This window comes from Caldovatus sediminis (assembly GCF_014644455.1).
In the GTDB taxonomy this organism is placed as follows: Bacteria; Pseudomonadota; Alphaproteobacteria; order Acetobacterales; family Acetobacteraceae; genus Caldovatus; species Caldovatus sediminis.
In genome coordinates this window covers 333,415-351,558 of record NZ_BMKS01000003.1, presented here as the reverse complement: position 1 = coordinate 351,558, position 18,144 = coordinate 333,415, and the positions used below count along the sequence as shown (strand labels likewise).

The window sequence follows — 18,144 nt, the reverse complement described above, 5'->3', positions numbered from 1 at the left end:
CAAGCGGACAGGGAGAGACGCCGTGGATGTCGGCATGATGATGTTGTTCACCAGCTACGGCTGGGAGGACTGCCCCGACGGCCGCGTCTGGGAGGAGGAGATCCGGCTGGCCCGCATCGCCGCCGACTCCGGCTTCGACTGCCTCTGGTCGGCGGAGCACCACTTCAACGACTACTCCTTCGTGCCCGACAACATGCACCTCATGGCCCACATGACGGCGCTCTGCCCCGGCATCGACGTGGGCACCGCGGCCGTCATCCTGCCCTGGCACGATCCGCTCCGCGTCGCCGAGAACGCCGCGGTGCTCGACCTGCTGAGCAAGGGCCGCTTCCGCTTCGGCATCGGGCGGGGGCTCGCGCGGCGCGAGTTCGCGGCCTTCCGGGTCAGCATGGACGAATCGCGCGAGCGCTTCGACGAGGCGGCGCCGATGATCCTCGACGCGCTGCGCACCGGCTTCATCGAGGGCAACGGCAAGTTCTACAAGCAGCCGCGCACCGAGATCCGCCCCCGGCCCCAGCACTCCTTCGAGGGACGCATCTACGCCGTGGCGTCGAGCGAGGATTCGGTCAACTCCGCCGCCAGGCTCGGCGCCCACATGGTGATGTTCGCCGACCGCCCGTGGGAGATGCGGCTGCCGGCGATCGAGCGGGGGCGGGAGCTGCACCGCATGTACCACGGCACCGAGCCGCCGCACATCATGCTGACCGAGTTCTGCGTGTGCGGCACCGACCTCGCCGAGACCGAGGAGGAGGCGCGCAGGTACCAGGGCAAGTTCGTCGAGAGCAACTTCCACCACTACGAGTTCCTCGGCGAGCACTTCAGGACGGTGAAGGGCTACGACGCCTACCAGCAGAAGGCCGAGATCGCCCGGAAGGGCGGCCTGGAGGGCGCGATCGCCGGCTTCATGCAGGCCGCGAGCTGGGGCACGCCCGACAGGATCCTGCGCGGCCTCGAGGAGCGACGGAAGATCCTCGGCGACTTCGAGCTCAACGTCGCCTTCCGCTTCGGCGGCACGCCCTACGAGGTCGCGGAGCGCGGCCTCAGGCTCTTCGCCAGGGAGGTGCTGCCGGTCCTCAAGTCTTGGGGCCCGGCCAGGGCGGGGCAGGCGGCGGCGGCGTAGCGTCCCGTCGCGGGCGGCACGGCGGCGCCCGTCGCGCGGCGGCGTCAGCCCAGGCTGAAGGCCTCGTGCACCGAGGTCTTGATGGCGCCGCCGACCACCGGCCCGCCGCCGGCGACGTGGATCCAGTCGCCGAGCACGACGGCGCCCATGCCGTGGCGCGGCGTCGGCATCGGCGCGTGATGCAGCCAGCTGTCGGAGGCGGGATCGTAGGACTCCATCTGGCCGTGCACCTGGCCCGTCAGCGTCCGGTTCTCGAACCGGCCGGTCTCGCCGCCCATGGCGAAGAGCCGGCCGCGGTAGAGGACGAGGCCGTGGCCGGAACGGGGCGTCGGCATCGGGGCGCGCGCCTCCCAGGTGTCGCGGTCCGGCAGGTACACGTGGTGCAGCGGCGTGTTGTACTCGAAGGTGTTGAAGCGGCCGCCGACGATGTGGATGCGGCCCTCGTGCACCGCGACGCCCGCGTGGTCGCGCGCGCCGGGCAGGGCCTTGCGCGTCTCGTAGCTGTCCGTCCGCGGGTCGTACACCTCGTGCCAGCCGACCGAGGCGCGCTCGGCCTCCGGGTTCGAGGCGCCGCCGATGTGGTGGATCCTGCCGTCCACCACCGCCAGCGCCCCGGCGCCGCGCGGCCGCGGCATGGGCCGCAGGCGCTCCCAGCGGTCGGCCGCCACGTCGTAGGCGAAGGCCTGGTCGTGGGCGGCGCGGTTCTGGTTCGTGAAGCCGCCGAAGGCGTAGATGCGGCCCTCGTGCGCGACCACGGCGACGTGGTTGGCGCCGAGCGGCAGGCGCGCCGCCTCGGACCAACGGTCGGTCTCCGGGTCGTAGACGTGGTGGTAGGAGTTGTCGACGCGCCCCTCCGCGTAGCCGCCGATGACGTGCAGGCGGTTGTTCCACGCCGCCGCCCAGGCCATCTCGGTGCGGGGGATCGGCAGCGGCGCGCGCGAGACCCAGCGTCCCGGCGGCCCGGCCGGCGCCGGGCTGTCCACCGCCCGCTGCGCGTACTGCGCGGGCGTCAGCGTCACCGGGCCCTGCCCGCGGAGCGGCGCCATCTGCTCCTGCGGGATCGGCAGCCCGTGGTGGGGCTGCTGGCCGCGCGCCGCACCGGCCCCGCCGAACGCGGCCAGGGTGGCCCCGAGAAACATCCTGCGTCGCATCCTTCCCTCCGCCGCTCCGGCGACCGCTCGCCGGATAGTACGGCGCGGCGTGGCGGCGATGGAAGCCGCCGTCGCCCGCAACCTTCCCGCCATGCCGGGCTTCGCCTATGCTCGCGCTCCGACCCCTTCCGCCCACGGCATCCCGGCACGAAACTCCGCACAGAATGGTCTCCATCAGTGAACGGACCGAGATTCCGGCGCCGCTGGACGAGGTCTGGCCCCTACTGAGCGATCCCGCAACCGTCGCCTCCTGCATCCCCGGCGCCCAGCTCGCGCCGGATCAAGGCGACGGCCTGTGGCGCGGCTCGATCCGCGTCAAGTTCGGGCCCACCGTCGCGGTGTTCCGCGGCGAGGCGACGCTGGACTTCGACCACGGCGCGAGGCGCTGCACCATCGAGGGGCGCGGCATCGACCAGCGCGGCGCCTCGCGCGCCCTCGCCTCGGGCGTGATCACCGCGAGCGGCGGGCCGACGACGGTGCTCGACATCGACGGCAGCTTCACCGTCACGGGCCCGCTCGAGACCTTCGCCAACGCCGGCGGCGTCCACGTGGCGCGCGCGCTGCTCGCCGAGTTCTCGGGCAACATGGCCAAGGTCGTGGCGGAGCGCCGCGGCGCGGGGCCCGCGCCCGCCGCGGCCGAGGGCGCCGGGAGGGAACCGGCCGCGCCGCCGCAGGCCCCGCCGCGCGCGCCTGCGGCCGCGGAACTCAGCGCGGCGCGCCTGCTGTGGCGGGCATTCCTGTCTTGGCTGCGCAGCCTGTTCGGCAAGGGAAGGACGTGACGATGGCGAAGTTCCAGGTCTCCGACATGCTGGCCCACGCCTTCGCCGCCGAGGGCGTGGAGAAGCTGTTCACCCTGATGGGTGACGCCAACATGTACTGGTCGGCGACGATGGCGACCCTGCCCGGCGTGCAGGTCATCCACGCGCGGCACGAGCACTGCGCCGTCGCCATGGCGGACGGCTACGCGCGCGCGACCGGCAAGGTCGGCGTCGCCTCCACCACCTGCGGCCCCGGCTTCACCCAGATCATGACCGGGCTGGCCGCGGCCGCGCGCGCGAACACGCCCATGGTGGTGTTCGCCGGCGACTCGCCGATCGCCGCCGCCTGGTACCTGCAGCAGATAGACATGGCGCCGCTCGCGCTCGGCACCGGCGCCGCCTACGTGCCGGTGCGCCACATCGACCGCCTGCTCGACAACGTGCGCGAGGCGTTCCAGATCGCGCAGGTCGAGCGCCGCCCCGTGGTCCTCAGCGTGCCGATGGACCTGCAGAAGCAGCCGTGGCCGCACCTGCGCGACTACACGCCGTCGTCCGACCTGGTGCCGGTCGCGCAGCGCCCGCTCCCCGACCCGGCGCTGGTCGAGCGGGTGGCCGACATGATCGCCGCGGCCGAGCGGCCGATCATCATCGGCGGCCGCGGCGCCGTGCGCTCCGGCGCGCGCGAGGCGCTCGAGGCGCTGGCCGAGCGCTGCGGCGCGCTGCTCGCCACCACGCTGCTCGGCAAGGGGCTGTTCGAGGGCAATCCCTACGCGCTCGACATCGCCGGCGCCTTCGCCAGCGACTTCGCGCGCGAGCGCTTCGCCGAGGCGGACTTGGTGATCGGGGTCGGCGCGGGCCTCGGCCACTACACCACCGAGAGCGGCTACCTCTACCCCGGCGCGCAGGTGGTGCAGATCGACATGAACCCGCGCGGGCTGTGGCAGGGGCTGCGCACCGCCGACCTGCACGTGCGCGCCGATGCCCGCGCCGCGGCGGAGGCGATCGTCGAGCGCCTCGACAAGCGCGGCATCACGCGCCAGGGCTTCCGCACCCCCGGCATGGCGGAGCAGATCGCGGCCGACGTCCCGGACCGCAAGGAGTACACGCCGCAGCCCGGCACCGTGGACCCGCGCAAGGCGATCCTCGAGCTCGACCGGGTGATCCCGAAGGACTGGGACATCGTGGTGGGCGGCGGCCACTACTTCAGCATCGCCATGACCCACATGCGCGGCCGCCCGGCGGACAAATACAACGTGTTCGTGGATTTCGGCGCGATCGGTTCCGGCCTCGCCGGCGCGATCGGCGTCGCCGTGGCGCGCGGCGACGGCAAGGTGCTGCTGATCGAGGGCGACGGCAGCCTGCTGATGCACTGCCAGGAACTCGAGACGATCCGCCGCCACGGCATCCGCATGGCGATCGCGATCATGAACGACGGCGGCTACGGCGCGGAATTCCACAAGTTCCGCGCGAACGGCGTGGACGAGAAGGAGGCGATTCACGGCCGCGGCGACCTCGCCGCCGTCGCTACCGGCTTCGGGCTGCGCGGCGCGACCGTCACCCAGCCTGGCCGCTTCGAGGCGCTGTTCCGCGAACACCAGTCGGCGAACACCGCGAGCCTCTGGGACGTGCACACCGACGACCGCATCGTCTCGCGCGCCTACCGCCGCATCCATTACGGCGAGGCGTGACCGGGGCGCGGCACGATGGCGGCGCCGCCGGTCGCCGCCGCGCGCCATCCCGAGGGCCGCGCGGCGTGCGGCTGACCGAGGACCTCGCCGACCGGTTCGCCCGCATCGCGCTCCGGCACGTGGATCGCGAGTATCCGAACAAGCCCGACCATGTGCTCGCGGGCCCGGAGGACCTCCGCGGCCCGCGCGCGCTGCACCCGGTCTTCTTCGGCAGCTTCGACTGGCATTCCAGCGTGCACGCCCACTGGATGCTCGCCCGCCTGCTGCGCCGCTTCCCCGGGATGCCGGCGGCCGCGGCGACGCGCGCGTGGTTCGGCGCGCAGTTCACCGACGAGAAGGTGGCGGCCGAGTGCGCCTACCTCGAACGCCCGACCGCGCGCGCCTTCGAGCGGCCCTATGGCTGGGCCTGGCTGCTGATGCTGGCGGCCGAGCTGGCCCGCCAGGAGGACCGATCCTGGGCGGCGTCGCTCGCGCCGCTGGCGCGGGCGATCGCCCGGCGCTTTCGCGAGTTCCTCCCCGCCGCGACCTATCCGGTCCGCACCGGCACGCATTCCAGCACCGCCTTCGCCCTGGCGCTCGTTGCGGAATACGCGGCTGCGGCGCGGGATGAAGGGCTGTCGTCGCTGCTCCGCGACAAGGCGGTGGCCTGGTACGGCAACGACTCCGACTGCCAGGCCTGGGAGCCCGGCGGCGAGGACTTCCTTTCCCCCGCCCTCGTCGAGGCGGAGTGCATGCGGCGCCTGCTCCCGGCCGAGGAGTTCGTGCCCTGGCTCGACCGCTTCCTCCCTCGTCTCGGTCAGGGGGAGCCGGCGGCGCTGTTCCGGCCGGCGACGGTGAGCGACCGGACCGACGGGCGGATCGTCCATCTCGACGGCCTGAACCTGAGCCGCGCCTGGTGCTGGCGTGCCCTGGCCGGGAGCTGGGCCGAGGGCGATCCGCGCCGGACGCGGGCGGAAGCGGCCGCAGCGCTCCATCTCGCCGCCGGCCTGCCGCACCTCGCCGGCGACTACGTGGGGGAGCACTGGCTGGCCACCTACGCCGTCCTGGCGCTCGAGGCATAGGGGGCGCCTGGCGGGAAGGGTCGGCTTGCATGCCGGGGGCCGCCGGGGAGGAACGCGTGGGGCCGTCATGATCGTGATGGCGCCGTCTCCTGTCCGCTGCCGCGGCGCCTCGGTAGGCTGCGGCCGGCGATCGCCCCTCGCGGCCGCGCCGTCGCGGCGGGTCGCGGGGCACTGCCGGAGAGGGGAGGCTTGTGATGGCGGCAGCCTATCTGATGGTCCGGGCGGTGCTCTCCGAGGCGGCCGACCGGCCGCGCTTCGACCGCTGGTACGAGACCGAGCACCTGCCCGAAGCGGCGGCCGCCTTCGAGGCGCGGCACGCCTGGCGGTGCTGGAGCCGGACCGACCCGACGGTCCACTTCGCCTTCTACGAGTTCGCCGACGCCGCCGAGGCCGAGGCGGCCGCCGCGTCGCCGGCGCTGCAGACGCTGGTCGCCGAGTTCGATTGCGTCTGGGGCGACCGCGTCACGCGGACGCGGGAGATCCTCGAACGGGCGGAGGAGGGCGGTCCGCCCCCCGGCGCGGGCGCGCGATGATCGCGCCCCCGCCCCGTCCGCGGCATCATCGCAGCGGCCGCCCCCCGAGATCGGCGGCAGCCCGGCACCGCCGCTGGTGCCTCGTCGCGGAACGATCCGCTGCCGTGGCGGATCGCGCGCCTTGCCGGGCCGGACAAGCCGCCACGGATCGACAGGCACCGCCTGCTGCGGCCGCACCGCGGAGGCCTGCTCCTCTTCGCCGCCTTATCCCGTGGTCCCGTAACCGCGGCTCGGCATCAGGGTCTACGCAATCCGCGGCGGGCCTGGCGTGACGCCCGGCAGGCCGGCGCCGCGGTTCCGCTCAGACCCTGAGCGCCACGGCGCAGAGCACGACGGCGAGCGTGACCAGGGCGGCGCCCACCGCCCAGGGGAGGATCCGCTCGCCGAACAACATCAGGCGCAGCACCGGATCAGTCCCCTCGAGTTCGCTCTGGCGGGGATCGACCCAGGCTTCGAGGCTGCTCAGGGTTCGCTTCCTGAGATCCATCGGCCACCTCCGCGCGGCCGGGGAGGGCTGCCGCGTGGCGAAATGAGATCTCGGAATGACGAAGGAATGAATACACAATCCTGGGAGTGAATCCTCGCCCGCAGCGGATCGGCCCGCCGGCGGCGCTCCGCGCGCGCCCTTGCCGCGGCCTGCCCCGGCATCTCCGCAGCGGGCCGCAGTTCGAGGCTCAGGCGGGAACGACCCATTCCGATCCGTTGCTGCATCGCCGGCCGTCCCTTGCCATCATGCGCGTTTTGTGGCGCGAGTGCGGCGTGCCGACCACGGTGGACGGGGGAGCGGGAAGGGCGTGTCGAGGGCGCAGAGCCGGTGGTGGATCGCGAGCTTCGCGTATGGCCGGGACGAGACGATGGGCGGGATCGGCACGCTCGATCTCTCCTATCCGCTCGCCCGGCCGTTCCCCGTCACCCACGACCATTGGCTCGACGCGGCAACGGCGGTGCGCGCCCATGCCGAGCGCGCGCACGGGGCGACGAGCGCGGTGTTGCTCGCGCTGACCCCGCTCGCCGGGCCGCGGTTGCTCGACCGGTGATGCGCTGTCGGGCGCAAGGCGCGACCCTTGACCTCGTCGCCGCCGGGGGCGCGTGGATCGCCATGCCGCGCGGAGCGGCGGGACGCTCCGCGCCGCCATCGCGGCTTGCCGGCGCCAGGCGGCCGGGATCTAATGCCCCGCTCCGGACCGTGCGCGGTGCGGCAGCCGCGGCGTGACCTCAGGACGCCCAGGCGTTGCCGGCCGGACGGCCATCGGCCGGCGGTGGTCCGGCCGCGCCCCGCGCCGCCCGGCCACGACGCGACGGAACCCGACGCCATGTCCCCTGACGTCCTTGCCCAGCTCGCCCCGACCGGGGTCCTGCGCGCCGGCATCAACCTGGGCAACTTCCTGCTGGTGACCGGCCGCAGCGCCGCCGGCGACCCCGAGGGCGTGGCGCCGGACATGGCGCGCGCGGTCGCCGAGCGGCTCGGCGTGCCGGTGCGCTACGTGCCCTATCCGCGGCCCGGCGAGCTCGCCGATGCCGTCGGCACGGGCGCCTGGGACATCGGCCTGATCGGCGCCGAGCCGCAGCGCGCGGAGAGGATCGCCTTCACCGCCGCCTATTGCGAGATCGAGGCGACCTATCTCGTGCCCGCCGGCTCGCCGATCGGCTCGATCGCCGAGGTGGACCGCCTCGGGGTGCGGATCGCCGTCACCGCCCGCTCGGCCTATGACCTCTGGCTCGAGCGCAACATCCGCCACGCGACGCTGGTGCGGACCGAGAGCCTCGATGCCGCCTTCGAGCGGTTCGTCGGCGAGGGGCTCGAGGTCCTCGCCGGGCTGCGCCCGCGTCTGCTTTCCGACGCCGGAAAGCTGCCCGGTTCGCGCCTCCTCGACGGGAAGTTCACCGCCGTCCAGCAGGCGATCGGCACGGCCCGCGCCAACGAGGCCGGCGCGGCGTTCCTGCGCGGCTTCGTCGAGGAGGCGAAGGCTTCGGGCCTGGTCGCGCGCCTGATCGAGCGCCACGGGGTGCGCGGCCTGTCCGTGGCGCCGGCGGCATAGGGCGGGACGGTCGCCGACGGCCGGAAGCATGGATCCGCCGGCGCAAGCGAGGCGCCCGGCGCCGCGCCGCCCGCTCGCCATGCGATGCCACGGCCGGTCCTGCCGGCGCCGGTCCCGGCGGATCGTGTTGCGCTGGGTCAAGGCCGCGCCCGGCTCGCGTGGATAGGAGCGGCCGCGAGGCGGGCGCGCGGCCCGCCATTCCCCACGGCAGCGCGGCCCGGCCAGGGCCGGCGGACCCTCCATGCCGACTCCCGCTGCCGCGACGGAGGCTTCGGATGCGCCATCTCCTCCACGCCGTGCTCGCGGTCTTTCTCCTCGCGCCAGCGGCGGTCCCCGCGCAGGACCGCCTCGTCGTGCGGCCCCGCCTCGTCGAGGACCGCAAGGCCGTCTTCGCCACGGTCGAGAGCGTGCGCGAGGCCGAGGCCCGTGCCCGCATCGGCGGCACGCTGCGCCGCGTCGCCGTGCGCGAGGGCGATGCCGTCGAGGCCGGCCAGGTCATCGCCGAGGTCGAGGACCCGAAGCTTGCGCTGCAGGTCGCGGCGATCGACGCGCGGCTCGACGCGCTCGCCGCCCAGCGCCGCCAGGCGGTGCTGGAGCTGGAGCGCACCCGCCAGCTCCGCGCCACTGGCGCCGCCACCCAGGCCCGGCTCGACGAGGCGCAGACCGCCCTCGACGTCGTCGAGGCCCAGGCCGCCGCCACGCGGGCGGAACGCGCCGTGATCGAGGCGCAGCGGCGCGAGGGCGAGGTGCTCGCCCCCCAGGCCGGGCGCGTGCTGCGCGTGCGCGGCGTCGCCGGCGCCGTGATCCTGCCCGGCGAGACGGTCGCCGCCATCGCCACCGACCGCTACGTGCTGCGCCTGCGCCTGCCCGAGCGCCACGCCCGCTTCCTCCGACCCGGCGACCCGGTGGAGGTCGGCGCGCGGGGCCTCGCCGAGCGGCCGGAGGCCGCGCTCGGCCGCGGCGAGATCCGCCTCGTCTACCCCGAATTGCAGGACGGCCAGGTGGTGGCCGACGCCGAGGTCGAGGGCCTCGGCGACTTCTTCGTCGGCGAGCGGGTGCGCGTGACCATCGCCGCCGACCGGCGCCCCGCCATCGTGGTGCCGGAGGAATTCGTGGTCCGCGGCGCCGGCGTGGACCTGGTGCGCCTCGCCTCCGGCGCGCTCGTGCCGGTCCAGCGAGGCCCCGCGCGGGAGTTCGAGGAAGGCGTGCCCGGCGTCGAGATCCTGTCCGGCCTGCGCGCCGGCGACGTGCTGGTGCGGCCGTGACCGCGCCGCGGCTCGGCCTCTCCGGCGCGCTGGCGCGCGCCTTCATCCGCTCGCCGCTGACGCCGCTGCTGCTGTTCGCGGCGATCGCGCTCGGGCTGCTCGCCCTCGTCGGCCTGCCGCGGGAGGAGGAGCCGCAGATCAGCGTGCCGATGGTGGACATCCACGTGCGCGCCGACGGCCTCTCCGCCGCCGACGCGGTGGAGCTGGTGACCCGGCCGCTGGAGGCGATCGTCATCGGCATCCCCGGCGTCGAGCACGTCTACAGCAACACCTACGACGACCGCGCCGTCGTCACCGCGCGCTTCCTGGTCGGCACCTCCGCGGACGAGGCGATCCTGCGCGTGCACGAGAAGGTGCGCGCCAACATGGACCGCATCCCGCTCGGCATCCCCGAGCCGCTGATCGTCGGGCGCGGCATCAACGACGTCGCCGTGGCGGTGGTGACGCTGCGGCCGGAGGATCCGGCCGACATCCGCTGGACCGACGCCGCGCTGCACGAGGTGGCGGACCGGCTGCTGTCGGAGCTGGTGAAGATCCCCGAGGTCGGGCTGACCTACATCGTCGGCGGCCGCCCGCCGCAGATCCGCGTCGAGCCGGATCCGGAGCGGCTGGCGCTGCACGGCATCACGCTGAACCAGCTCGTGGACAAGCTCGCCGGCGCCAACCGCTCCTTCCATCTCGGCGCGCTGCGCGACCGGGGCGAGACGCTTCCCGCGCATGCCGGCCAGACCCTCCGCGGCGTGCCGGACGCGGGCCTGCTGCTGCTCAGGGCGCGGGACGGCCGCCCGGTCTACCTCTCCGACGTCGCCGAGGTGGTGCCGGACGCGCGCCCGGTGGAGGCGCGGTCCTGGCGGCTGACCCGCGGCATGGAGGGCGAATGGGTGCGCGCCCCCGCCGTCTCGGTCGCCGTCGCCAAGCGCGCCGGCGCCAACGCGGTCGAGGTCACGCACGCGGTGCGCGGCGCGGTGGCGCGCCTGCACGGCGGCGTGATCCCGGCCGGCATCGCCGCCGACATCACCCGCGACTACGGCGAGACCGCGCAGGAGAAGTCCGACGAGCTGCTGTTCCATCTCGGTCTCGCCACCGTCTCGATCGTGGCGCTGGTCCTGCTCGCCATCGGCTGGCGGGAGGCGGTGGTGGTCGCGGTGGTGATCCCGGTGACCATCCTGCTCACCCTCTTCGGCGCCTGGCTGCTCGGCTACACGCTGAACCGCGTCTCGCTCTTCGCGCTGATCTTCGCCATCGGGATCCTCGTGGACGACGCCATCGTCGTGGTCGAGAACATCGACCGCCACTGGCGGATGAACGACGGGCGCGGCCGCGTCCAGGCGGCGGTGGACGCGGTGGCGGAGGTGGGCAACCCGACCATCGTCGCGACCCTCACCGTCATCGTCGCGCTGCTGCCGATGATGTTCGTCAGCGGCATGATGGGCCCCTACATGGCGCCGATCCCGGCGGTGGCCTCGGCGGCCATGCTGTTCTCCTACTTCGCGGCGATGGTGCTGACGCCGTGGCTGATGGCGGGGCTGCGCGCCATCGGCCCGGCCGCGGGGGAGGGGGCGGGCGGGGAGGGCGGCCACCACGCGCCCGGGCGGCCGGGCGCCCTCTACCTCCGCATCGCGCGGCCGCTGATCGAGCGGCGCTGGCGCGCCTGGGCCTTCCTGCTGGCGACCGGCCTCGCGACCCTCGGCTCGCTCGCGCTGTTCGCGACGCGCGACGTGACGGTGAAGCTGCTGCCCTTCGACAACAAGTCGGAGTTGGCCGTGGTGCTCGACCTGCCGGCCGGCGCCAGCCTGGAGGACACGGAGCGCGCGCTGCTCGCCGCCGCGGATCGCCTGCGCGCCCTGCCGGAGCTGCGCGCCGTCACGGTGAACGCCGGCACCGCCGCGCCCTTCAACTTCAACGGCCTGGTGCGCCACTACTTCCTGCGGCAGGAGCCGCGGCTCGGCGACCTCGAGCTCGCCCTCGCCCCGCGCGGGGAGCGCGCGCGGGCGAGCCACGACATCGCGCTCGCGGTGCGGACCCTGCTCTCCGACCTGCCGCTGCCCGAGGGCGCGCGCCTGCGGGTGGTGGAGGTGCCGCCCGGCCCGCCGGTCCTCGCCACCCTGCTCGCCGAGATCTACGGCCCGGACGCCGAGGCGCGCCGCGCCGGAGCCGCGACGGTGCGCGACGCCTTCCGCGCCGTGCCCTTCATCGTGGACGTCGACGACACGATCGGCGATCCGGGGCGGCGCCTGCGCTTCCGCCTGCTCGCCGACGAGCTCGAGTTCCACGGCGTCGAGGAGGCTGCGGTGTACGACACGCTGCGCGCCCTGGTGGGCGGCGTTCCGGTCGGCTACTCGCACCGCGGCCCCGGGCGGAACCCGGTCGAGATCGTCGTGCGCCTGCCGAAGCCGGAACTCCGCCTGTCGGAGCGGCTGCTCGCGACGCCGGTGCCGGGCCGGCGCGGCGCGGTGGAGCTCGGCGACCTCGTCCAGGTCGTCGAGGAGCGCGCCTCCCCGCCCGTGTTCCGCCGCAACGGCCGGGCCGCCGAGATGGTGATGGCCGAGCTCGCCGGCGCCTACGAGGCGCCGATCTACGGCATGTTCGCCGTGCGCGACGCCCTCGCCGAGCGTGCCGCCCGCGGTGCCCCGGTGCCGGAGATCCGCCTCGCCGGCCAGCCGGAGGACGAGAGCCGGCTCTCCCTGCTGTGGGAGGGCGAGTGGGAGGTCACGCGCATCACCTTCCGCGACATGGGCGCGGCCTTCGCCGTCGCGCTGCTCGGCATCTACGTGCTGGTGGTGGCGCAGTTCCGCAGCTTTCTCGCGCCGCTGGTGGTGCTGGTGCCGGTGCCGCTCACGCTGATCGGGGTGGTGCTCGGGCACGCGCTGACCGGCGCGCCCTTCACCGCGCCCTCGATGATCGGCTTCATCGCGCTCGCCGGCATCATCGTGCGCAATTCGATCCTGCTGGTGGACTTCGTCCGCCACGCCGACCGCGCCGGCCGCAGCGTGCGCGAGGTGGCGCTGGAGGCCGGGGCGGTGCGGTTCAAGCCGATCGTGCTGACCGCGGCGGCGGCGATGATCGGCGCCGCCTTCATCTTCGCCGACCCGATCTTCCAGGGCCTCGCGGTGTCGCTGATCTTCGGCCTCCTGTCCTCGACGGCGCTGACCGTGCTGGTGATCCCGGCGCTCTACCGGCTGTTCCGCGACCCGGCGTGACCGCGCCGCGCGGGCGCGCAACCGCACCGGCTCCTCCCCGGTTCTCCCTGCGGGCCAACCGAGGGAAACGGACGGGCGCATGCCGCTGCGCACGGCATGGCGGCTGATCGGGGACACCGTCAGCGGCTACATCGAGCACGAGGCGATGACCCGCGGCGCGGCGATCGCCTGCTACACCATGTTCTCGCTCGCCCCCCTTCTGGTCGTCGCCATCGCGATCGCCGGCCTCGGCTTCGGCGAGGAGGCGGTCCGCGCCGCCGTCGGGGCGCAGCTTCGCGCCCTGGTCGGCCGCGAGGGGGCGCTGGCGGTCGAGGCGGTCGTCCGCGGCGTCGGCGCGGGCGCGGGTGAGCAGGCCATGGCGGGCGGCGGGGGGATCCCCGCGATCGTCAGCGTCGGCGTGCTGCTGCTCACCGCCAGCGGCGTGTTCGCGGAGATCCAGTCCGCCCTCAACGTCATCTGGCAGGCGGCGCCGCGGGCGGTCACCGTCGCCCACCTGGTCCGGGTCCGGCTGCTCAGCGTCGGCCTGGTGGCGGCGACCGGATTCCTGCTGCTCGTCTCGCTCCTCGTCAGCGCCGCGCTGGCCGCGCTCGAGGCCTGGGCGGGCGGACGTCACCCGGAGATGGGGGCGCTGCTCGGGACGCTGAGCTTCCTGTTCGGCTTCGCCCTGACCGCGGTGCTGTTCGCCGCGATCTACAAGGTCCTCCCGGACCGTCGGCTGCGCTGGCGCGACGTCGCCGTCGGCGCGGTCGGCACCGCGCTCCTCTTCACCGTCGGCAAGTCGCTGATCGGCTGGTACATCGGCGGCAGCGGCCTTGCCGCGAGCTATGGCGCGGCAGGCGCGCTCCTTGTGGTGCTGCTCTGGGTCTACTACTCGGCCCAGATCTTCCTGCTCGGCGCGGAGTTCACCCGCGCCTGGGTCGGGCTCGGGGCGGTCGCGCCCGAGGCGTCGTCCGGCGAGGGCCGGCACGGGTAGGGCCGGCGGCTTCGGGGAGCGGCAAGGCCCCCCCTCGCCGCCGCGCCGAATGCCGGTTCCCTCGCCCTGGAGCGGCCACGCCGGCGGCGAGGGCCGGCAGCCCGCCGCCGGGGATCGGTGCCGGCGCGCCGCGCGGCCCGTCAGTACCCGAACTCGTATCAGTACTCGAACTCGTAGGAGAGACCCACGCGGCTGCCGCTGTCCGGACCGCTGCCGCCCGCGCCGCCACCGGTCTCGGCCTCCAGCTTCAGACGGGGACGGAGCTCGATCTCCACGGCCACGCGCGGCGCGGCGCTCGCGTCGGTGCCCTGGCGGAGGCCGAGATACACGCCTTCGGCCACGTAGCGCCCGGCCTCCAGGGTCGGTGCCGCCGGTCCGGTCTCCCGCCGCCCGATCTCGGGCTCCGCGCCGACCGCCAGGCGGTCGAGGCCGAGGCCGCGCCGCAGCCGTTCCAGGACGCCGCCCGCCGCGCCCTCGGCGGGACCGATCCCCGTCGCGCCCGCCAGCGCGTCGGCGAGCCGCACCAGCTCGAAGGGCGAGAGGCCGCCCGCGGGGCGGCCGAACAGCAGCCGTGCCGCCACCTCCTCCTCGGGCAGCTCGGGAGTGGAGGAGAAGGTCACCTGCGGCGCCTCCGCCGTTCCCTCGATCGCCACCCGGAGCGTGTCGCCCCTGACGCGGGCGCTGGCGAGGAAGTCGAGCTCCGGCGCCAGCACGCCCGGGACGAAGCGCAGGGCGCCGCGCTCGAAGGCGAGGCTCCGGGTGAGCATCAGGAAGGTCCCGCGCTGGAGCCGCAATTCGCCCTCCACCTGCGGGTCGGCGAGCGTGCCGCCGATCCCGAGCCGGCCGCCCAGCTCGGCGTCGAGGCCGCGCCCGCGCACGAAGACGGCGCGTGGCGCCTCGAGGACGAGCGCAAGCGCGATCGGTGGCGGGGCGGTCGCGGCCGCCTCCGGCACGGCGGCGCGCGCCGCCTGTTGCGCCCGCACCGTCCCGGGCGGCGGGCCGCCGCGCTCCTGCACGTCAAGCGTGCGGATGCGGGCCGGCAGCGCTTCGGGCAGGCGGATCTCCGCCCGCTCGATCCGCACCGTGCCGGCGAGCCGCGCCGCCTCGGCGAGGGCGCCGGCGAGGCCGAGCTCGGCGTCGAGCAGCACGTCGTAGCGGTCCGAGGCGAGCGGACGGGCGTTGCGCGCGCTGACCCGCGCCTCCACGGGCAGGCCGGGCTCGCCCAGGTCGAGCGTGCCGGACGCGGCGATGCGGCCGCCGCCGGGCGTCGTGCCCTGCAGGCGCTCCAGCACCAGCCGCGTGCCGTCCGCGCGCAGCGAACCGTCGAGGTTCGAGACCCGCACGCCGTAGAGCAGATTGCGGTACTCGCCGCCCGCCAGCGTCGCCCGCCCCGAGAGCCGGGGCACGCCGAGCGTCCCCTCGGCCCTCAGCTCGGCGGCGAGCCGCCCCGTCGCCCGGTCGGCGCCGGGCGCGAGCAGCGGCGCCAGCAGCTCGCCCAGTTCCGCGTTCCCCTGCAGCGTCGCGGCGAGTGGCGCATCGGCCCCGAAGCCCTGCGGCAGGCCTGCCGTCGCCGAGAGGCGCGCCGCGCCGGCGCGTGCCTCGGCGGCGAGGCGCGCCGCGCCGTCGGGGCCGAGCGTGGCCCGGGCGCGGATCTCCGCGGCGGGCAGGGTCCGCCCCCAGGGCGTGTCCGCGCGCAGCCCGGCGACGCGCAGGCTGGCGGCGACCTCCGGCTGCGCGACCGCCCCGCTCGCCCGCAGCTCGCCCGAGAGCGTGCCGACCACCGGCTGCTCCTCGCCGGTGGCCAATGCAGCGGCGAGGCCGGCCGGCACCGCGGTGAGGGTGGCGCGCAGGTCGGCCCGGTCGGGCCCCCAGGCCCCCGACGCGCGGATGCGGGCGCCGCGCGGCCCCACGAGCGCCAGGGGCGTCGCCAGCACGACCCCGCCGTCGCCGCGCAGCACCACCCGCGCCGGCCGCGCCGCTAGGCGCAGCGTCTGGCCGGCGTGACGGATCTCGAGCGAGGCGAGGTCGAGGCGACGCGCATCCTGATCGGGCAGGGCATCCAGCCGGCCCTGCGCGGCAAGCCCGATCCCCGCGGCAAGCCCCTGCAGCGCGAGCCCCATCGATTCGGGCGTGCCCTCCGCCACCAGCCGGCCCCCGGCGGCGACACCGGCGACGCGCAGCGCCTGCGCCTCCAGCCGCGTATCGAAGCCCTGCAGCGGCCGTTCCCTGCGCTCCACGCGCCGGGGCGCGAGGCGCGCCTCCAGCCGCAGGCGCCCGGCGAGCGAGGGATCGCCGATCAATTCCGCGAAGGGCGTGAGGTCCGTCGCCTCCGCCCGCACCGTGCCGTCGAACAGGCCGGAGGCGGGATCGAAGGCGCCGGCCGCCCGCGCCTGGCCGGGGCCGAGCCGCGCCTCCGCCTCGTCCAGCCGGAACCGGGCATCGGGCGCTGCCCCGCCGCGCAGGGCGATGCGCAGCGGCAGGCCGGCGAGCCGGCCGTCGAGCGCGGCGCGGAGGCGCAGGGCGGTGGCCGGGTTCTCGACCACCGCCTCCAGCCGCGGCGCCTCCAGCCGCTGCCCGGAGATCAGGAGCGGATCCTCGGCACGCGCCTCGAAACCCAGGCGCGGATCGGCCAGCGGGCCGGTTGCGGTGCCGGCGACGCGGAGCGCGCCGGCGACCTCCGGCTGCAGGGCGGCGAGGTCCGGCAGCGCCAGCGCGAAGCGCAGGTCGAGCCTGTCGCCGACCCGGCCGTCCGCCTCGAAAGCGGCCTGCGCGCCGTCCAGCCGCAGTTCCCGCACCGTCTCGGGCAGCGCGGCGGCCAGGCGCAGGCGCGGCGCCGGCCCCAGCAGGGCCGCGAGCGGGGCTGCCGCGCTGTCGAACCCCTCCGCCGCGGCCTCCAGCATCACCTCCGGCTGCCCGATCCCGCCCGTGACCCGGGCCTCGGCCCGGACCGCGCGCCAGGAGAGCGCGATCGGCAGCAGCGCGTCGAAGGGCTCCGACCCTGCCAGGGCGAACACGACGCGCAGGTCGAGCGGTGCGGCGATGCGGCCCGATCCCTCGATCCGCGCATGGTCGCCGAGGACCTCGAGCCGGTGCAGCACCTCCGGCAGCGTCGCCGCGAGACGCAGGCGCGGCGCCGGCCCGAGCGCCTCGCCCAGGCCGGGGATGCCGGGCGCGGCGAAGCCCTCCAGGGCGAGATCGAGCTCGATCTGTGGGGCGGCGAGCGGGCCCTCCAGCCGGGCCTCGCCCCGTGCGCCGCGCCAGGCGAGGTCGAGCGGCGCCAGCAGAGCGGCGAAGGGCGCCGCGCCAGCCACGGTGACGCCGAGGCGCAAGGTGGCTGTCCCGGCGACGAGGTCCACCGTCCCGGCCGCCTCTGCCTGGCCGGCGGCGGCGTCCAGGGCGAGCCGCCGCAAGGCCAGCTCCCGCGCGGCGGACAGATCGCCGTCGAGCGCGAAGCGGGTGGGGGAGGGGCCGGCGAGCAGCGGCGCCAGCGCGGGCGGCAGCAGGGGCGCGGCCGCGACCTCCCCCTCGATGGTCGCGCCCAGCGCGCCGTCGGCCTGCAGGCGCACCGTGCCCGTCGCGGCGAGCGAGACCTCGGCACCCAGCGCGGCGCGGAGGTCGAGCCGCGCCCCGGCACCGGCCGGGCCATCGAGCGAGAGCGCGATCTCCGCCGGCTGATCCGGCAGGCCGAGCGCGCGCGGCGCCAGGCCTCCCGGCGGCTCGTGCAGCCGGAGCGCCGCCTCCAGCCGGTCCGCGCGCAGGTCGAGGGCGAGGCGCAGCGCGAACTCGCCGGCCTGGTCGAGCCGGTGCGCCGCGAACGCCGCGTCGAGCGCGCCGCCGACCAGCGCGACCCGGCCTTCGAGCGCCAGGACGGCCGGGGCGCCGAGCACCGCCTCGCCCAGCTCCAGCCGCGCCGCGGCGAGGCCATCCACCCGCACGCCGATGGGGAGGTCCGGGATGCGGAGGAGCGGCCCGGCGTTCGGGGCGGGCGGCGCCGTCGGGTCGGGCGGCGGCGTCGCCGGCAGGCGCGCCAGGATGCCGCGCTCCGCCGTCAGGGCCTCGAGGTGGAGGTGGCCGCGCAGCACCGCGGCGCGGTCCAGGACGAGGCGGACCCGCTCCAGCGTCAGCCAGACGCCGTGGGCGTCGGACAGCGTCACCCGGGCGGCCTCCGGCCGCGTGAGGCTGCCGCCCAGCCCCTCGATTCCAAGCCCCGGCACCTGACGCGCGGCGAGGCGCAGCGCTCCCGCCCAGAACGGCTCGCGCGTCTGCTCCGTCTGCGCCAAGGCGGAGGCGGCAGCCAGCGCGACCAGCACGAGCAGGCCGGCCCGCCGCAGGTTCCTGCCGATCCGGCGCATCGCT

The 18,144-nt window shown here is 75.7% G+C and carries 13 protein-coding genes; 10 read left to right on the top strand and 3 right to left on the bottom strand.

The features are described 5' to 3' along the window. Positions 1-22 precede the first annotated feature (22 nt). On the top strand, positions 23-1,120 hold the full coding sequence (locus IEX99_RS06835; protein ID WP_188899263.1) for an LLM class flavin-dependent oxidoreductase: 1,098 nt from the start codon (positions 23-25) through the stop codon (positions 1,118-1,120). Positions 1,121-1,164: 44 nt separating this feature from the next. On the opposite strand, the gene IEX99_RS06830 is transcribed toward IEX99_RS06835, so the two are convergent. Next, on the bottom strand, positions 1,165-2,259 hold the full coding sequence (locus tag IEX99_RS06830; RefSeq protein WP_229677850.1) for a Kelch repeat-containing protein: 1,095 nt from the start codon (positions 2,257-2,259) through the stop codon (positions 1,165-1,167). A 176-nt stretch (positions 2,260-2,435) separates the two neighbouring features. On the opposite strand from IEX99_RS06830, the gene IEX99_RS06825 reads away from it, so the two are divergent. The 4 genes from IEX99_RS06825 (at position 2,436) to IEX99_RS06810 (ending at position 6,311) form a co-directional block, all read left to right on the top strand. Continuing rightward, entirely contained in the window at positions 2,436-3,050 is a 615-nt protein-coding gene (locus tag IEX99_RS06825) for an SRPBCC family protein (protein ID WP_188899261.1), read from the top strand. 2 nt (positions 3,051-3,052) lie between these two features. Continuing rightward, complete coding sequence (locus IEX99_RS06820) at positions 3,053-4,717, top strand: thiamine pyrophosphate-binding protein (protein ID WP_188899260.1); 1,665 nt, start codon at positions 3,053-3,055, stop codon at positions 4,715-4,717. Positions 4,718-4,782: 65 nt separating this feature from the next. After that, positions 4,783-5,778: a DUF2891 domain-containing protein gene (locus IEX99_RS06815; RefSeq protein ID WP_188899259.1), complete on the top strand. Its 996-nt coding sequence runs from the start codon at positions 4,783-4,785 to the stop codon at positions 5,776-5,778. Between the two features lie 194 nt (positions 5,779-5,972). Continuing rightward, a complete protein-coding gene (locus IEX99_RS06810; RefSeq protein ID WP_188899258.1) occupies positions 5,973-6,311 on the top strand; it encodes a hypothetical protein in 339 nt (112 codons plus the stop codon). A gap of 301 nt (positions 6,312-6,612) precedes the next feature. Here the strand turns inward: IEX99_RS06810 and IEX99_RS06805 are convergent, their stop codons facing one another. Then, positions 6,613-6,798: a hypothetical protein gene (locus tag IEX99_RS06805; RefSeq protein WP_188899257.1), complete on the bottom strand. Its 186-nt coding sequence runs from the start codon at positions 6,796-6,798 to the stop codon at positions 6,613-6,615. A gap of 307 nt (positions 6,799-7,105) precedes the next feature. On the opposite strand from IEX99_RS06805, the gene IEX99_RS06800 reads away from it, so the two are divergent. The 5 genes from IEX99_RS06800 (at position 7,106) to IEX99_RS06780 (ending at position 13,788) form a co-directional block, all read left to right on the top strand. Continuing rightward, a complete protein-coding gene (locus IEX99_RS06800; RefSeq protein ID WP_188899256.1) occupies positions 7,106-7,348 on the top strand; it encodes a hypothetical protein in 243 nt (80 codons plus the stop codon). 276 nt (positions 7,349-7,624) lie between these two features. Continuing rightward, positions 7,625-8,350 (top strand): ABC transporter substrate-binding protein, encoded by a 726-nt coding sequence (locus IEX99_RS06795; protein ID WP_188899255.1) that lies wholly within the window; start codon positions 7,625-7,627, stop codon positions 8,348-8,350. 275 nt (positions 8,351-8,625) lie between these two features. Then, on the top strand, positions 8,626-9,615 hold the full coding sequence (locus IEX99_RS06790; RefSeq protein WP_188899254.1) for an efflux RND transporter periplasmic adaptor subunit: 990 nt from the start codon (positions 8,626-8,628) through the stop codon (positions 9,613-9,615). After that, positions 9,612-12,815, top strand: a complete 3,204-nt coding sequence (locus IEX99_RS06785) for an efflux RND transporter permease subunit (RefSeq protein WP_188899253.1) — start codon at positions 9,612-9,614, stop codon at positions 12,813-12,815. The genes IEX99_RS06790 and IEX99_RS06785 overlap by 4 nt, the downstream gene beginning before the upstream one ends. 79 nt (positions 12,816-12,894) lie before the next feature. Further along, positions 12,895-13,788, top strand: coding sequence for a YihY/virulence factor BrkB family protein (locus IEX99_RS06780; RefSeq protein WP_188899252.1), 894 nt, complete (start codon positions 12,895-12,897; stop codon positions 13,786-13,788). Between the two features lie 158 nt (positions 13,789-13,946). Here the strand turns inward: IEX99_RS06780 and IEX99_RS06775 are convergent, their stop codons facing one another. After that, positions 13,947-18,140 (bottom strand): translocation/assembly module TamB domain-containing protein, encoded by a 4,194-nt coding sequence (locus tag IEX99_RS06775; RefSeq protein ID WP_188899251.1) that lies wholly within the window; start codon positions 18,138-18,140, stop codon positions 13,947-13,949. Positions 18,141-18,144: the final 4 nt, after the last annotated feature.

Excerpts from the sequence above, each read along its gene's own strand:
- IEX99_RS06790 (WP_188899254.1), top strand. The coding sequence starts at position 8,626 with ATGCGCCATCTCCTCCACGCCGTGCTCGCGGTCTTTCTCCTCGCGCCA.
- IEX99_RS06795 (WP_188899255.1), top strand. The coding sequence starts at position 7,625 with ATGTCCCCTGACGTCCTTGCCCAGCTCGCCCCGACCGGGGTCCTGCGC.
- IEX99_RS06820 (WP_188899260.1), top strand. The coding sequence starts at position 3,053 with ATGGCGAAGTTCCAGGTCTCCGACATGCTGGCCCACGCCTTCGCCGCC.
- IEX99_RS06810 (WP_188899258.1), top strand. The coding sequence starts at position 5,973 with ATGGCGGCAGCCTATCTGATGGTCCGGGCGGTGCTCTCCGAGGCGGCC.
- IEX99_RS06830 (WP_229677850.1), bottom strand. The coding sequence starts at position 2,259 with ATGTTTCTCGGGGCCACCCTGGCCGCGTTCGGCGGGGCCGGTGCGGCG.
- IEX99_RS06825 (WP_188899261.1), top strand. The coding sequence starts at position 2,436 with ATGGTCTCCATCAGTGAACGGACCGAGATTCCGGCGCCGCTGGACGAG.
- IEX99_RS06780 (WP_188899252.1), top strand. The coding sequence starts at position 12,895 with ATGCCGCTGCGCACGGCATGGCGGCTGATCGGGGACACCGTCAGCGGC.
- IEX99_RS06805 (WP_188899257.1), bottom strand. The coding sequence starts at position 6,798 with ATGGATCTCAGGAAGCGAACCCTGAGCAGCCTCGAAGCCTGGGTCGAT.
- IEX99_RS06775 (WP_188899251.1), bottom strand. The coding sequence starts at position 18,140 with ATGCGCCGGATCGGCAGGAACCTGCGGCGGGCCGGCCTGCTCGTGCTG.